Here is a 14,572-nt window from a genome sequence, read left to right on the forward strand (position 1 = left end):
ATTATTTTATTTTTAAAGTTTGACCTATTGAAAGGTTTGTTCCTGTTAATTTATTCATTTTCTGTACCTGTGCTACAGTCGTATTATATCTCTTAGAGATAGAGTATAATGTATCACCTTTTTTCACTATATGTACAGTTCCTTTGCTCTTAGTACTAGACTGAATAGACTTCGATGTAGATTTAGTTTCGGTTACTGTACTCGGCTTATCAGTCGTTGTAGCTACTGTTCTAGGTCTTGGCCCTGTCACAGTCTTATTTAGCACCTCAGCATCGTATTTATACAGTTCATATCGTTCGATAAGACTGATCAGTTTATCAGCATATCTAGGATCAGTAGCATACCCTGCACTCTTTAGCCCTACTGCCCATCCTTCATAGTCATCTTTTTCTAATAAGAACAGATCACTATAACGTCCTCTATTGGTTAAGAACAGAGAGTGGTCTGTATAAGATTCGTTAGGATTGCTATATTTTCTAAAGCATTCCTCTGGGGCATCATCTGTATGGCGTACAGACTCACCGTCCCATCCTTGATGACATTTAATACCGAAGTGGTTATTCGCATTTCTACTCAGCGTACCTTGTCCTGATCCAGATTCTAATACCCCTTGTGCTAACTTAATACTAGCAGGGATTCCGTATGCCTTCATATTATCTTGTGCAGCATCTTTATACGTAAGGATATAGTCACGTATCATATCAGTAGTCACACTCAGTCTAGACGTAGCTTCTAAGACCTCACTAGAGCTTCTCTTCTTCTCTTCTTTTTTTCTATCTGCTTCACTCTTCTGAAGCTTATCTCTATACTCTGACTTAGACACGAGTTCTTTTTCTTTTACTTTTTTCCCAGTAGGAGCAGGATATCTCTTCGTAGTTAGAGCCTTACTCTTAGGCATTGGAGTTTTCTTGCTAGCACACCCAACAAGAAAGACCATACAAATAAAAAAAATGATTCTTCTATACATACATTACTATTGCTAAATTTTAATCTTTTCGTTCCAACCTTGTAAGCCACCAGTGTGTATTACAAGTATTTTACTATTATCCTTAAATCTTCCTTTCTTAATCTCTTCTAATACCCCGTATATCATCTTACCATTATAAATAGGGTCAAACAAAACACCTGTTTGTTTATAGAGCTCTCTTAAAAATGATAACAACTCCTCATTATACTTAGCATATCCTCCGAAGTGATAGTCTAAGACTAAGTCCCAATTATTGTTAGTAACAAACTTACGAATATCCTCATATAAAAAGCTTCCTTTAAGGGCAGGAAAGCCTAATATTGTTTGATTCGGATGAGAACTGTTAATAATACCTGCTATCGTCCCCCCAGTTCCTACAGCTGTACAGATATAATCAAAGGTCTCGTCACCTTCTTTTAATATTTCTTCAGTCCCCTTTATCGCCTCTTCATTGGTTCCTCCTTCTGGCACTAAGTAAAAGTCTCCATACCTAGCTTTTAGTCTATCGATAATCTCTACCTCACCTTTATTTCTATAATCCGTACGCGTCAGAAAGCCTAATGTCATTCCATCCTCAACTGCCTTCGTTAGTGTTGAATTACCTGTGTAGTTATTCTCTAGCTCTTCACCCCTAATGATACCTATCGTCTCTACTCCACAGATACGCCCTGCTGCTGCAGTAGCCGCTATATGGTTAGAATATGCGCCACCGAATGTCAAAAGCTTACTATATCCTAACTCTTGTGCTTTTAAAATATTGTACTTTAATTTTCTAAACTTATTACCCGATACTTCCTCATGCAATAAATCCTCTCTTTTGACAAAAATAGTAATCCCTCTAGGCAATTCTACTTTTAATTGTTCATTATATACATTCTCGTTCTCAAACATTGTTTCTATTTCTTAAGAATGAATAAAGTCTTCTCGTTTTTAAATACTCTAGATTGTGTTCATACTGATACGCCTCTCTCTCAAACAAGTTCTTTCTATACGCCTTCTTCATATCCTTAGTCTGAAAATAACGCCATACAAAATCTAAAACATACCAAAGATAAAAGAACACGATCAACAGCTCTACTTGTTGTCTTAGATGGATGCACTCATGGTTTAGCAAATAACGATCTCCTTTAGATTCTGCTGATCTTAAAATAATAAAGGGAAACAATGTTATCCCTTGATATCCTTTAGGAACTAAATATTTACAAACAACTACCACTCGCTTTTTTTAGAACTTTTTAATAATCGAGATATTAATTTTATCCAAGTTTATTACTATCTTCCCATCAGTTTTACTACAGCTAGTGTAATAAAGCGTCAACGTAGCAAAAATAGTTAATGATTTGGCTAATTCACTAGTATTTAAATAAAAATTAATAACAAACAAAAAAATATAAAAATGACTTTTCAAGAACATATTTTACAAGGGATACCGACTGTGTTACCTCCTAAGAAAGAGTATGATTTATCTATCAACCACGCTCCTAAGAGAAAAGAAATCTTATCAGATGATGAGAAAGTACTAGCTCTTAAGAATGCGCTACGCTATTTCCCAAGTGAGAATCACAGCACACTTATCCCTGAGTTCAAAGAAGAACTTGAAAAGTACGGAAGAATCTATATGTACCGTCTACGCCCTGACTACAAGATGTATGCTAGACCGATAGATGAGTATCCTGGACAATGTCTACAAGCGAAGGCAATCATGCTGATGATCCAAAACAACCTTGACTATGCTGTAGCTCAACATCCACATGAGTTAATTACTTACGGAGGTAACGGGGCTGTGTTCTCTAACTGGGCTCAATACTTACTGACGATGAAGTATTTAGGAGAGATGACTGACGAGCAGACATTAGTAATGTATTCTGGTCATCCTATGGGACTATTCCCTTCTCATAAAAATGCGCCTCGTGTAGTGGTGACTAATGGTATGATGATCCCTAACTACTCTAAACCGGATGATTGGGAGAAGTTCAATGCGTTAGGTGTGACACAGTACGGTCAGATGACTGCGGGTAGCTATATGTATATAGGTCCTCAAGGTATCGTACACGGGACAACAATCACTGTGCTAAACGGTGGTAGAAAAATAGCTAAGAACGGAGAAGGATTAGCTGGTAAGTTATTTGTAACATCAGGTCTTGGAGGGATGAGTGGTGCTCAACCAAAAGCAGGTAATATCGCTGGATGTATTACAGTATGTGCAGAGGTAAACCCTAAAGCAGTACATACAAGACATTCTCAAGGATGGGTAGATGAAGTAGTAACTGATATCAATGCTTTAGTCGTTCGCGTTAAGAAAGCACAAGAAAATAAAGAAATCGTATCTATCGCATACCAAGGTAACGTAGTAGATATATGGGAAGAGTTTGACAAACAAGATTTATACATAGACTTAGGTTCTGACCAGACTTCTCTTCACAACCCTTGGGCAGGTGGATACTACCCAGTAGGTGTTGCTTTTGAAGAAGCAAATGACTTAATGGCTAATAACCCAGCTAAGTTTAAAGAACTAGTACAAGAGTCTCTAAGAAGACAAGCAGCTGCTATTAATAAACATACAGCTAAAGGAACGTATTTCTTTGACTATGGAAATGCCTTCTTATTAGAAGCTTCTAGAGCAGGAGCTGATGTTATGGCTGCTAATAATATCGACTTTAGATACCCTAGTTATGTACAGGACATTATGGGACCGATGTGTTTTGACTACGGATTTGGGCCATTTAGATGGGTATGTACATCTGGAAATCCAGAAGATCTAGTGAAAACAGATGAGATCGCTTGTGAGGTATTAGAAGAGATGATTAAAAACTCTCCTGTAGAAATACAACAACAGATGGCTGATAATATCCGTTGGATAAAAGGAGCTCAAGAGAATAAACTAGTAGTAGGGTCACAAGCTCGTATCTTATATGCAGATGCAGAAGGACGTATTAATATAGCAAGAGCATTTAACGATGCTATTAAAGCAGGTAAAATAGGTCCTGTAGTATTAGGAAGAGATCACCATGACGTATCTGGTACAGACTCTCCATACAGAGAAACATCTAATATCTATGATGGCTCTAAATTCACAGCTGATATGGCTATCCACAATGTTATCGGAGATAGCTTTAGAGGAGCTACTTGGGTATCTATCCACAATGGTGGTGGTGTAGGATGGGGAGAAGTAATCAACGGTGGTTTTGGTATGTTACTTGATGGTACTATTGAAGCACAAAAAAGATTAGAGTCAATGCTATTCTGGGACGTTAATAATGGAATCGCTAGAAGAAGCTGGGCTAGAAATGACGAAGCTATTTTTGCAATAAAAAGAGCGATGGAAGTAGAACCACTTCTAAAAGTAACTATTCCGAATATAGTAGATGAAAACTTATTGAAATAACAATTAAAACAATTTCACTCATGAAAGCTATTAAACTATTACCTCTAGCTCTATTGATGTTATTTATAGCATCATGTAGTAGCGTTAAAGTAACAGCTGATTATGACAAAGCTGTGGACTTCGAACAATACAAAACGTATGCTTTCTTTAAAGAAGGCATTGATCAAACAAAGATTAATGACTTAGACAAGAAGAGAATTCTAACTGCTATTGATAACAATCTTACTGCGAAGGGTTTTACAAAAGCTAGTAGCAATCCTGATTTTGTTATTAATATTTTCACTAAAGCGTCAAAACAAGTCAATGTGACAACCCATAACAACTTCTATTCTCCTTACGGATACTATGGTTGGGGATGGGGACCATATTGGGGGCCTAATAATACAACAGTGTCGACTTCTATAGAAGGAACACTTTATATAGACGTTCTAGACACAAAGAAAAAAGCGTTAATCTGGCAAGGAATAGGAACAGGATACCTAGACAACGCACCTACTCCAGAGAAAAAAGAAGAGAGAATACACGAGTTTATCGAAAAGATCTTAACTAAGTTCCCTCCTACTCTAGAGAAGAAATAATTCTTCCTGTAGATGATATATACAGAGGCTTTCCTTTAGAGGAGAGCCTCTGTTCTTTTATAGTTTCCTAAAGAATTATCTTAATGCTTCGATTAAAAACACAACAATAAGGTATTCTGAGTGCCTATCATCCATTGTTTTTATTATATTTACGACAAACAATAACAAATTTCATTTATGAAAACACAAGAATATGAAAGTAACGACTTGATCGAAAGATTACCACAGCATTTAAAACAATTTATCAAACCACAGAGTTATCAGGATTATACACCTATTAATCAAGCTGTGTGGCGATACGTTATGCGTAAAAATGTTGATTATCTATCTAAAGTTGCACACGAATCATATCTTGACGGTCTAGCTAAAACAGGTATTTCTATAGAAAGCATTCCTAGTATGTATGGAATGAATAGAATATTAAAAGAAATTGGTTGGGCTGCTGTAGCAGTAGATGGCTTTATACCACCGAATGCCTTTATGGAGTTTCAGGCGTATAAAGTACTTGTTATTGCATCAGATATTAGACAACTAGAGAATATAGAATACACACCTGCACCAGACATTATACACGAAGGGGCAGGACATGCTCCTATTATCGCTAATCCAGAGTATGCTGAGTATCTAAGACGCTTCGGAGAGATAGGTTGTAAGGCTATTTCTTCAGGTAGAGACTATGAGATATATGAGGCTATCCGCTTACTGTCTATTTTGAAAGAGGCTGAAGGTGTCGATCCAGAAGAAATCAAAAAAGCAGAAGAGCAAGTAGATTATCTACAAGGCATAACAGAAGAACCTTCTGAGATGGCACTTATCCGTAATCTACACTGGTGGACAGTAGAATATGGACTAATCGGTACTACGGAGCACCCTAAGATATACGGAGCAGGCTTATTATCTTCTATCGGAGAGAGTGCGTGGTGTATGACTGATAATGTAAAGAAACTTCCTTACAGCATAGAAGCGGCGTACCAAGGCTTTGATATCACTAAACCTCAACCTCAGCTATACGTGACTCCAGACTTTGCTTATCTAAGTGAAGTATTAGAAGAGTTTGCGAATAAGATGGCCTTAAGAAAAGGGGGCTTAATGGGAATAAACAAACTAATAGATTCTAAAGCCCTAGGTACGATAGAACTGAATACAGGTCTACAGATATCAGGTGTATTCACGCGTGTAATCGAACACGAAGGTAAACCTGCTTATGTACAGACAACAGGAAACACTGCTCTAGCTTATAGAGAGAAAGAACTAGTAGGACATGGGACAGAGACACATCCACACGGATTTGGTACTGCATTAGGTCGTTTAAAGGGAATCAACCTTGCTATAGAAGACATGAGCCCTAGAGACCTTAAAGCTTATAACTTATATGAAGGCAAGCCAGTGACTCTAGAGTTCGAAGGAGGTATCACTGTATCTGGAACTAATATCACAGGTATTCGCAATATACATGGAAAGATTATTCTGATTAGCTTTAGTGATTGTACAGTGAAACACAATGACGAAGTACTATTCCAACCTGAATGGGGTACGTATGATATGGCTGTTGGTGCTCATGTCATATCTGCTTTCTCAGGGCCTGCTGATTACCACAGTTTTGATCTAATCAATCACGTTCCTTCTAGCCAAACAATAAAAGCAAAAAGAGACGAGAGTAAAATAAAGCTCGAAAACTTCTACAAAGAAGTTAGAGCCATGAGAGAAGAGAATAAAACAACTGATTTAAACAACGTATTAGACGTTCTAATCAACGACTACCCTTCTGATTGGTTACTTACAGTAGAAATACTAGAACTTGCTAAAAAAGCTTCAAATATAGCATTAGCTGAAAAAGCAATGAGCCACCTTAAATCTGTTCAAACAAACAGACCTGAAGTAGCTCATTTAATCAAAGACGGTATAGATATTATTCTAAAAAGCTTATAAAGCCATATCTAATACTAAGTCTTTATCACTTTGAATAACGTTACCCTGATACTCTAGTTTCCAACCTAGAGTATTGGTAACTATTAATATTTTAGAAAGTTCACTGACAAGTCGATTCTCTGCATTCGATTTTAAAGTGGACTTTTCTATTTTATCCTCTAAGTCTTTCTTAACCTTCGCATTAATCTTATTGTAGTCATCCCCTTTAAAAGGGTTGAAAGTACTCTGTTCTACATCTAATATTTTATAGTCAGGATAGATATTTACTTCTGCTTCTGGGATATATATTAATTGCACTACCTTATTCTTCTCATCGATCTGATATTGTAGTTGACTCAAATCATACGCTACAGTAGCCTTAGCGTTAATAATAACAACAGCCTTCTTGTCAAAAGAAAGCATATTCAAAAAATACTTCTGCTGATCCTTATACGTCATTACTTGTGAGAAGGTAGCTTCTGTCACTACTAGCTTGCTCACATTCTTTAATTGCTCTTGGATTAGAGCTGTATTGTATTGCATATCGTCTTTACTTCCTTTTACAAAGCTGTTATACAAAACAACTCCTGCAAACATAAAGAAGAGCACTATAAATATTCCGAAGAGTACGCGCAATAACTTTCTCATAACTATCTAAAGTTCATAAATGGATATTTCTCTAATAAATAATCTATCTTGGCTACCAATGTATCTAAGAAAGCTAAGTGCTGTTCTGCAGTAGGATTAAAAGGTCTATGGTTCAGTCCTTTTTGCACCTCATCTACTTTATGCATGATCGGATACATATCAGGATGAATCCATGTCGTCATAAAGCGCTCCCAGATATAGTCTATCGCCAACTCATTTGGATGTAACATATCAGCCTTATAGAAGCGATAATCTCTTAACTCATCCATCACAATCTCATAAGAAGGGAAGTAACTAATCTCTGCTCCCTGCTCATCTTTTTGTGTATCTAACACATCGTGTAAGGCAGTAAATAATACTGACTTACTTCTCTGATTCTCTACGATACCATCTTTAAAATGTCTCACTGGAGATATTGTAAACACAATCTGTATATCAGAGTTAATAGCTTGTACTAATTTAATGATTTTAAACAGACTAGCCTTTATTTCCTCGTAACTTAATAATCTCTTTTTGAAATTGTGCTGTGGTACCTTATGACAATTAGCAACAACCATTCCACTCTCGATATGCTCATACACCCAAGCCGTTCCTAAAGTGATATACATAAAGGCACTTTCTTTTAACGCTACCTGTAGGTCAAACAACTTTACATTCAGCTTCGTCACGATATCTTCTTCTTCTAACTCATTCAAATCAGAATGCGCGATAAAGCTACTCCACACCTCATTATGACAGAACACATCTGCGCTAGTAAACTCATGTCCTTTCGCAGCATACTCCAATACACGCTCTATCGCAATAGGATGAAACAGAATACCGAATGGGTTCACCACACTCTGGAACTGATACTCTTTTAACTTATCACTGATATTCACAGCAAAGCAAGACCCCATAGATAAGATCTTATCCTCATACTTAATTCTGTCCTTGGCTACCTTAGTAGGCACTACTGTACTAAACTTCATCCTCCTAAATTTATTAATGCACCTTGAATCCACAGCCACCATTTACTGCGAATAAATTCTACTTTACATAGCTTCAATTAGCTCTAAAACCACACTATAGTGTGCTTTAATCACTAATCTTGCTCTGTTTTGTATAATTTATTCTCGTTTAAACGTTTTCTATAGATTTAAGGTTGCTTAGATTCAACAAATAAATGCAACAGCATTTAAAAGAACAGCGGGGAACATTTGCCCCATGGGGCAAATGTTCCCCGCTGTTGGCGAAAAAAAACATCTACTTTTGAAGTTCCTACACAATCAAAAAGATGTCACATTTAACGTTAGAACAAAGATACAAAATAGAAGCATATAAAAATTTAGGTAGATCACTTAGTGAAATAGGTGATTATATAGGCAAAGACAGATCAGTTGTTAGCAGAGAGCTTAAACGTAATTCAGATGGTAGAAACGGTGTTTATAAAGCCGATCTTGCTCAAAAAAAGACAACACTTCGTCATAAAGAAAAACCTAAGCATAAACGCTTAAATAAAAGTGTCAAAGCAACCATTTTGTCGCTGCTCAATAAAGATTATAGCCCTGAACAAATAGTAGGAAGATGTAAAATAGAGAAGATAGAAATGGTTTCAGTAGAATGTATTTATCAGTTTATTTGGAAGGATAAAAAGCAAGGAGGAAAGCTTTATAAGCATCTACGAAATAAAGGGAAAAAATATCGTAAAAGAGGAAGCAATAAAGATAGTAGAGGGGTAATATCGAACAGATTAGATATAGATGAAAGACCTGGTATTGTTGACAAAAAAGAAAGAATAGGAGACTTAGAAATTGATTTGATAATAGGAAAAAATCATAATGGAGCCTTATTAACTATTAACGATAGAGCCACAGGGATTTTACTAATGGGGAAGGTTGAATCTAAACAAGCTCATGCGATAGAGGCTAAAACAATAGAGCTATTAAAGGATTACAAACCTCTTCTACATACAATCACTTCTGATAATGGAAAAGAGTTTGCAAACCATCAAAATATAGCTAATGCGTTACAGATTGCCTATTATTTTGCAAAACCTTATCACAGTTGGGAAAGAGGCGCTAATGAAAATTTAAATGGTTTAGTCAGACAATATTTCCCGAAAATGAGTAACTTCGATTTAATTACACAACAACAAATAGATAGAGTTGTAAATATTTTAAACAATAGACCAAGAAAGAGATTTGGTTTTAAATCGCCTAATGAAGTTTTTGCAGATAAATTAGACAAAATAGCAACTGTTGCATTTATAACTTGAATTCACGTTGTATAAAAAAAGATTCTCATATGAGAATCTTTTTTATCTATTATTATTACAAATATAATACTATTTCAAATAATCTTTTGCGTGAGCAATAGCTTCTGCCATACCAGCTGGGTTCTTACCTCCTGCTGTAGCGAAGAATGCTTGTCCACCACCACCACCTTGGATGTGTTTACCTAACTCACGTACGATAGTACCAGCATTAAGACCTTTGCTTTCTACTATATCTTTAGATACATAACATGTCAGCATTGGCTTATCATTAGCTACACTACCGAACAGTATATATAGATTAGAGAACTCATTACCTAACTCATACGCTAAGTCTTTCGCTCCTGAAGCATCTAAGTCCACTTCTACAGCTAAGAAAGCAATACCGTTCACTTCTTGGATTTGACCTTTTAAGTCTCCTTTTAAGTTCTTCGCTTTCTCTTTTAATAGTTGCTCTACTTGCTTTTTAAGTTTAGCATTCTCCTCTTGAAGAGCACCGACCGCTTTTAGAGTATCTTGTGGATTCTTTAATACCATTTTGATCTCTTTAAGAGTCAACTCTTGTTCAGCGTAGAACTGACGAGCAGCTTTATTCGTAATCGCCTCAATACGACGAATACCCGCAGCTACAGCACCTTCACTTACAATCTTGAACTGCCAGATATCACTAGTATTCCCTACGTGAGTACCTCCACATAGCTCCATACTCTCTCCGAACTTAATAGCACGTACCTCATCACCATACTTCTCACCGAATAATGCCATAGCACCCTCAGCGATAGCCTGAGCCATAGGGATACTTCTGCGCTCTACTAATGGCAAGTGATCGTGAATTCTATCATTCACAAATGCCTCTACTTGTGCTAACTCTTCTTCTGTCACTTTAGAGAAGTGAGAAAAGTCAAAGCGCAAGTGCGTAGGAGCTACTAACGAACCTTTTTGTTCTACGTGAGTACCTAAGATAGTACGCAATGCTTGGTGTAGTAAGTGAGTAGCAGAGTGGTTAGCCATAGATTGCTTACGAGCATCTACATCTACCTTCGCTACTAAAGTTCCTTCTACATTAGCAGGAAGCTCTCTTACGATATGTAATATTAAGTTATTCTCTTTTTTCGTATCGATTACTTGGATCGTGTCATTAGCAGATACTAATACTCCAGTATCTCCTACCTGTCCTCCTCCTTCTGGATAGAATGGTGTAGCGTCTAATACGATTTGGAATAACTTACCATCTTTTTTACTGTCAATCTTTCTATAACGAGTAATCTTTACTTCATTCTCTAACTGATCATATCCTACGAACTGCTCTACATTTCCTGATACTAATACAGTCCAGTCATCTGTAGATACTTCAGATGCCGCACGAGAACGTGTTTTTTGTTCTAACATTGCCGCGTCAAATCCAGCTTCGTCTAGTTCATACCCTTTCTCTCTAAGGATAAGCGCTGTCAAGTCAATAGGGAAACCAAACGTATCGTATAGTTCAAAAGCCTTCACTCCTGATACTACTTTTCCTTCTGTTTGTTTGATTACATTGTCTAATAAATGTAACCCTTGCTCTAACGTTCTTAAGAAAGAAGTCTCTTCTTCTTTAATCACGTTTTTCACTAATTCTTTTTGACTTGTGATTTCTGGGAAGAATGCTCCCATCTGTGCACTTAACACCTCTACTAATTCATAGATGAATGGTTCTTTCTTATCTAAGAACGTAAATGCATAGCGAATAGCACGACGTAAGATACGACGGATCACATACCCTGCACCATTGTTAGAAGGCAACTGTCCATCTGCAATAGCAAAGGCAACTGCTCTTACGTGGTCAACGATAACACGGATAGCAATATTAATCTTCTCTTCCTCATCATCTTTTGCTTTCATTGTGTACTTACCACCTGTAAGCTCAGATACTTTAGCAATAAGTGGAGAGAATACATCTGTGTCATAGTTAGACTGTACACCTTGAAGCACCATACATAGACGCTCAAATCCCATACCTGTATCTACGTGCTGAGCAGGTAACTTCTCTAGAGAACCATCCGCTTTACGGTTAAACTCCATAAATACGTTATTCCAGATCTCTACTACCTGTGGGTGATCACCATTCACTAATTCTCTACCTGCTATCTTTGCCTTCTCCTCAGCACTACGGATATCTACGTGAATCTCAGTACATGGTCCACATGGTCCTTGGTCTCCCATTTCCCAGAAGTTATCTTTCTTATTCCCCATCAAGATACGATCCTTGTCAATTAGGGTACTCCAGATATCATAAGCTTCTTGGTCGAATGGTACGTTCTCCTCTTCGCTACCTTCAAATACAGTAACGTATAAAATATCTTTAGGGATGTTATAAACTTCAGTCAATAATTCCCAAGCCCAATTGATAGCTTCTTTCTTAAAGTAATCTCCAAAACTCCAGTTCCCTAGCATCTCGAACATCGTGTGGTGGTATGTATCGATACCTACCTCTTCTAAGTCATTGTGCTTACCAGACACACGAAGACACTTCTGTGTATCAGTGATACGGTTACTTTTAGGCTTGGCGTTTCCTAAGAAATACTCTTTAAACTGGGCCATCCCAGAGTTATTAAACATTAAAGTTGGATCGTCTTTAAGAACGATCGGCGCAGAAGGTACAATCATGTGACCTCTTTCTTCAAAAAAGTTTAAAAACTTCTGACGAATTTCTTGTGATTTCATATCCTTTGGAAACTAATTTATTCTTTTATATTCTTATTATTAAGTTATTCGGTTAGTTGTTAAACATATTATAAATTAACGAATAACTAGCTTTTATTTTATTCTCTTTGGCACTTAAACTATCATTATAACGAAAACATTTTTTAAATTTGTTAGCTAACCAATGACAGCACTTTTTATAAGATACAAAAAAGATAGTGCAAAAATAGTGTTTTTTTAAAAATATGGCTAAGGTAAAATATTATTACGACCCTGAAAAATTAGCGTTCCTTAAAATACGCCCTAAAAAGTTTAGACAGATAGGTAATATACTCTTGTTTTTACTCACAGCAGCTATTTTTGGAGTGCTTGGATTAATCTTTTTAATTAATAGTGACATTCTACAAACTCCTAAAGAAAAGAAACAAGCTAGAGAAATAGCAGAATTCAAAACTAACTATACTCTTCTAAACAAGAAACTTGACCTGATCACAGAGGTACTAGACGAACTAGAGGTGCGAGATAACGATATTTATAGAGCTTACTTTAATACCGCGCCTATCCCTGATGAACAACGCAAGTCCGGTCTAGGAGGTATTAATAGATATAGATCATTCGTAGGACTTAACAACGAAAAGCTGTTAACAGAAACGAATGTGAAGATGGATCAACTACTGAAACAGGTAGCCATACAGTCCCAATCTTTAGATGACATCATCGCACTGGCCAAGAAGAAAGAAGAATTCTTATCTTCTATCCCTGCGATACAGCCAGTGAAGAATGAAGATCTGAAAAGAATGGCATCTGGATACGGATATCGTAGTGACCCCTTTACTAAAATCAAGAAGTTCCACGCTGGTATGGACTTCTCTGCAGAGGTAGGTACTCCGATATATGCTACTGGAGATGGTAAAGTAATCCGTGCTAACAATGAACTATCTGGGTATGGTAACCTAATCGAAATAGATCACGGATACGGATACCTAACTAGATATGCTCACTTAAGCAAGTACCAAGCTCGAGCTGGACAATCTGTTAAACGTGGAGATATCATAGGATATGTAGGTAGTACTGGGCGTAGCTCTGGTCCTCACTTACACTATGAGGTACACTACCAAGGGAATGTAGTCAATCCACTGAATTACTACTACGGAGAAATCTCTGCTAAAGAATTTGAACTTCTATCACAAGAAGCTAACCAAGAAAACCAATCACTTGACTAATGGAATTAAACTTGCCTGATAAACGATACTATAGCATTGGCGAACTTGCCAAGGCATTTGATGTAAATGCTTCGTTATTGCGATTCTGGGAGAAAGAATTTGACATTATCAAACCTAGAAAGAACGCAAAAGGAAATCGAATGTTCACACCTCAGGATGTGCAAAATCTTCAACTCATCTATCACTTAGTGAAAGAAAGAGGATTCACACTAGACGGTGCTAAAGAACACATGAAGAAGAATGCAAAAGACATTATGGATAACTTCGAAATCATACAGAAACTAGAAGGAATCAAAACAGCGCTACTGAATATTAAAAATGAACTCTAAATAACAATAAAATCAAAATGAAAAAAGCTTTACCAATTATCATCGTACTTGTAGTATTAATCGGAGGATTCTTTATGTATTCAATGAGTGTACGCAACAAAGCATTAGCATTTGACCAAGAAGTTAATACCTCATGGGCAGATGTACAAGGGGCTTACCAACGTAGAAACGACCTTATCGGAAACTTAGTAAACACTGTAAAAGGGGCTGCAGATTTCGAAAAATCAACATTAGAAGCTGTAGTAAATGCGCGCGCAAAAGCTACTTCTATTAATATAGATCCATCTAATGTAACTCCTGAACAATTCCAAGAATTCCAACAAGCTCAATCTGGTGTATCTAGTGCTTTAGGAAGACTATTAGTAACTGTAGAGAAATACCCTGATCTAAAAACAAATCAAAACTTCTTAAAACTACAGGATGAACTAGCTAGTACAGAGAATCAGATCTTTACTCAACGCAGTCGTTTTAATCAGACTGTAAAAGCATACAACACTTATATTGGTGGAGAACCACAAACTTATTTTTTAGGAAAATACCAACCTAGAGCGCACTTCCAAGCAGAAGCTGGAGCAGAGAAAGCACCTGAAGTAAAATTCTAAAA

The 14,572-nt window shown here is 36.8% G+C and carries 13 protein-coding genes; 7 read left to right on the forward strand and 6 right to left on the reverse strand.

The window, feature by feature from the left end:
- Position 1 precedes the first annotated feature (1 nt).
- From MYRA21_RS03555 to MYRA21_RS03565, 3 genes are all read right to left on the reverse strand, one after another.
- Positions 2-898, reverse strand: coding sequence for a glucosaminidase domain-containing protein (locus tag MYRA21_RS03555; RefSeq protein ID WP_039330394.1), 897 nt, complete (start codon positions 896-898; stop codon positions 2-4).
- Positions 899-979: 81 nt separating this feature from the next.
- Complete coding sequence (locus tag MYRA21_RS03560) at positions 980-1,858, reverse strand: 1-aminocyclopropane-1-carboxylate deaminase/D-cysteine desulfhydrase (protein ID WP_039328575.1); 879 nt, start codon at positions 1,856-1,858, stop codon at positions 980-982.
- Positions 1,851-2,183, reverse strand: a complete 333-nt coding sequence (locus tag MYRA21_RS03565) for a hypothetical protein (protein WP_039328577.1) — start codon at positions 2,181-2,183, stop codon at positions 1,851-1,853. The genes MYRA21_RS03560 and MYRA21_RS03565 overlap by 8 nt, the downstream gene beginning before the upstream one ends.
- Positions 2,184-2,363: 180 nt before the next feature.
- Between MYRA21_RS03565 and MYRA21_RS03570 the strand changes: the two genes are divergently transcribed.
- From MYRA21_RS03570 to MYRA21_RS03580, 3 genes are all read left to right on the forward strand, one after another.
- On the forward strand, positions 2,364-4,352 hold the full coding sequence (locus MYRA21_RS03570; RefSeq protein WP_039328579.1) for a urocanate hydratase: 1,989 nt from the start codon (positions 2,364-2,366) through the stop codon (positions 4,350-4,352).
- A 20-nt stretch (positions 4,353-4,372) separates the two neighbouring features.
- Positions 4,373-4,930, forward strand: coding sequence for a DUF4136 domain-containing protein (locus MYRA21_RS03575; protein ID WP_006262154.1), 558 nt, complete (start codon positions 4,373-4,375; stop codon positions 4,928-4,930).
- A gap of 177 nt (positions 4,931-5,107) precedes the next feature.
- Positions 5,108-6,859 carry an aromatic amino acid hydroxylase gene (locus MYRA21_RS03580; RefSeq protein ID WP_039328581.1) on the forward strand — a complete coding sequence of 584 codons (1,752 nt, stop codon included), beginning with the start codon at positions 5,108-5,110 and terminating at the stop codon, positions 6,857-6,859.
- Here MYRA21_RS03580 and MYRA21_RS03585 read toward each other — a convergent pair.
- Both MYRA21_RS03585 and MYRA21_RS03590 read right to left on the reverse strand, forming a co-directional pair.
- Positions 6,854-7,486 carry a DUF4230 domain-containing protein gene (locus tag MYRA21_RS03585; RefSeq protein ID WP_039328583.1) on the reverse strand — a complete coding sequence of 211 codons (633 nt, stop codon included), beginning with the start codon at positions 7,484-7,486 and terminating at the stop codon, positions 6,854-6,856. The genes MYRA21_RS03580 and MYRA21_RS03585 overlap by 6 nt on opposite strands.
- A gap of 2 nt (positions 7,487-7,488) precedes the next feature.
- The gene (locus MYRA21_RS03590; protein ID WP_039328585.1) at positions 7,489-8,454 is read right to left on the reverse strand and encodes a GSCFA domain-containing protein; all 966 of its coding nucleotides are present in this window, start codon (positions 8,452-8,454) and stop codon (positions 7,489-7,491) included.
- Between the two features lie 305 nt (positions 8,455-8,759).
- On the opposite strand from MYRA21_RS03590, the gene MYRA21_RS03595 reads away from it, so the two are divergent.
- Complete coding sequence (locus tag MYRA21_RS03595) at positions 8,760-9,740, forward strand: IS30 family transposase (RefSeq protein ID WP_039328002.1); 981 nt, start codon at positions 8,760-8,762, stop codon at positions 9,738-9,740.
- Positions 9,741-9,809: 69 nt separating this feature from the next.
- On the opposite strand, the gene alaS is transcribed toward MYRA21_RS03595, so the two are convergent.
- Positions 9,810-12,437, reverse strand: coding sequence for an alanine--tRNA ligase (gene alaS, locus MYRA21_RS03600; RefSeq protein WP_039328586.1), 2,628 nt, complete (start codon positions 12,435-12,437; stop codon positions 9,810-9,812).
- Between the two features lie 224 nt (positions 12,438-12,661).
- Between alaS and MYRA21_RS03605 the strand changes: the two genes are divergently transcribed.
- Genes MYRA21_RS03605 through MYRA21_RS03615 form a run of 3 tightly spaced genes read left to right on the forward strand, consistent with a single transcriptional unit; the run spans position 12,662 to position 14,570 of the window.
- Positions 12,662-13,639: a M23 family metallopeptidase gene (locus MYRA21_RS03605; RefSeq protein ID WP_006259637.1), complete on the forward strand. Its 978-nt coding sequence runs from the start codon at positions 12,662-12,664 to the stop codon at positions 13,637-13,639.
- Positions 13,639-13,968 (forward strand): MerR family transcriptional regulator, encoded by a 330-nt coding sequence (locus MYRA21_RS03610; RefSeq protein WP_006259638.1) that lies wholly within the window; start codon positions 13,639-13,641, stop codon positions 13,966-13,968. The genes MYRA21_RS03605 and MYRA21_RS03610 overlap by 1 nt, the downstream gene beginning before the upstream one ends.
- A gap of 17 nt (positions 13,969-13,985) precedes the next feature.
- The gene (locus tag MYRA21_RS03615) at positions 13,986-14,570 is read left to right on the forward strand and encodes a LemA family protein (protein WP_006264653.1); all 585 of its coding nucleotides are present in this window, start codon (positions 13,986-13,988) and stop codon (positions 14,568-14,570) included.
- Positions 14,571-14,572 lie beyond the last annotated feature (2 nt).

The organism is Myroides sp. A21 (genome assembly GCF_000807225.1).
GTDB classification, from domain to species: Bacteria; Bacteroidota; Bacteroidia; order Flavobacteriales; family Flavobacteriaceae; genus Flavobacterium; species Flavobacterium odoratimimum.

Bases quoted from the DNA above. Each gene is read 5' to 3' on its own strand.
- MYRA21_RS03610 (WP_006259638.1), top strand. From the start codon at position 13,639: ATGGAATTAAACTTGCCTGATAAACGATACTATAGCATTGGCGAACTT.
- MYRA21_RS03615 (WP_006264653.1), top strand. From the start codon at position 13,986: ATGAAAAAAGCTTTACCAATTATCATCGTACTTGTAGTATTAATCGGA.
- MYRA21_RS03570 (WP_039328579.1), top strand. From the start codon at position 2,364: ATGACTTTTCAAGAACATATTTTACAAGGGATACCGACTGTGTTACCT.
- MYRA21_RS03595 (WP_039328002.1), top strand. From the start codon at position 8,760: ATGTCACATTTAACGTTAGAACAAAGATACAAAATAGAAGCATATAAA.
- MYRA21_RS03575 (WP_006262154.1), top strand. From the start codon at position 4,373: ATGAAAGCTATTAAACTATTACCTCTAGCTCTATTGATGTTATTTATA.
- MYRA21_RS03590 (WP_039328585.1), bottom strand. From the start codon at position 8,454: ATGAAGTTTAGTACAGTAGTGCCTACTAAGGTAGCCAAGGACAGAATT.
- MYRA21_RS03580 (WP_039328581.1), top strand. From the start codon at position 5,108: ATGAAAACACAAGAATATGAAAGTAACGACTTGATCGAAAGATTACCA.
- alaS (WP_039328586.1), bottom strand. From the start codon at position 12,437: ATGAAATCACAAGAAATTCGTCAGAAGTTTTTAAACTTTTTTGAAGAA.
- MYRA21_RS03555 (WP_039330394.1), bottom strand. From the start codon at position 898: ATGCCTAAGAGTAAGGCTCTAACTACGAAGAGATATCCTGCTCCTACT.
- MYRA21_RS03585 (WP_039328583.1), bottom strand. From the start codon at position 7,486: ATGAGAAAGTTATTGCGCGTACTCTTCGGAATATTTATAGTGCTCTTC.
- MYRA21_RS03560 (WP_039328575.1), bottom strand. From the start codon at position 1,858: ATGTTTGAGAACGAGAATGTATATAATGAACAATTAAAAGTAGAATTG.
- MYRA21_RS03605 (WP_006259637.1), top strand. From the start codon at position 12,662: ATGGCTAAGGTAAAATATTATTACGACCCTGAAAAATTAGCGTTCCTT.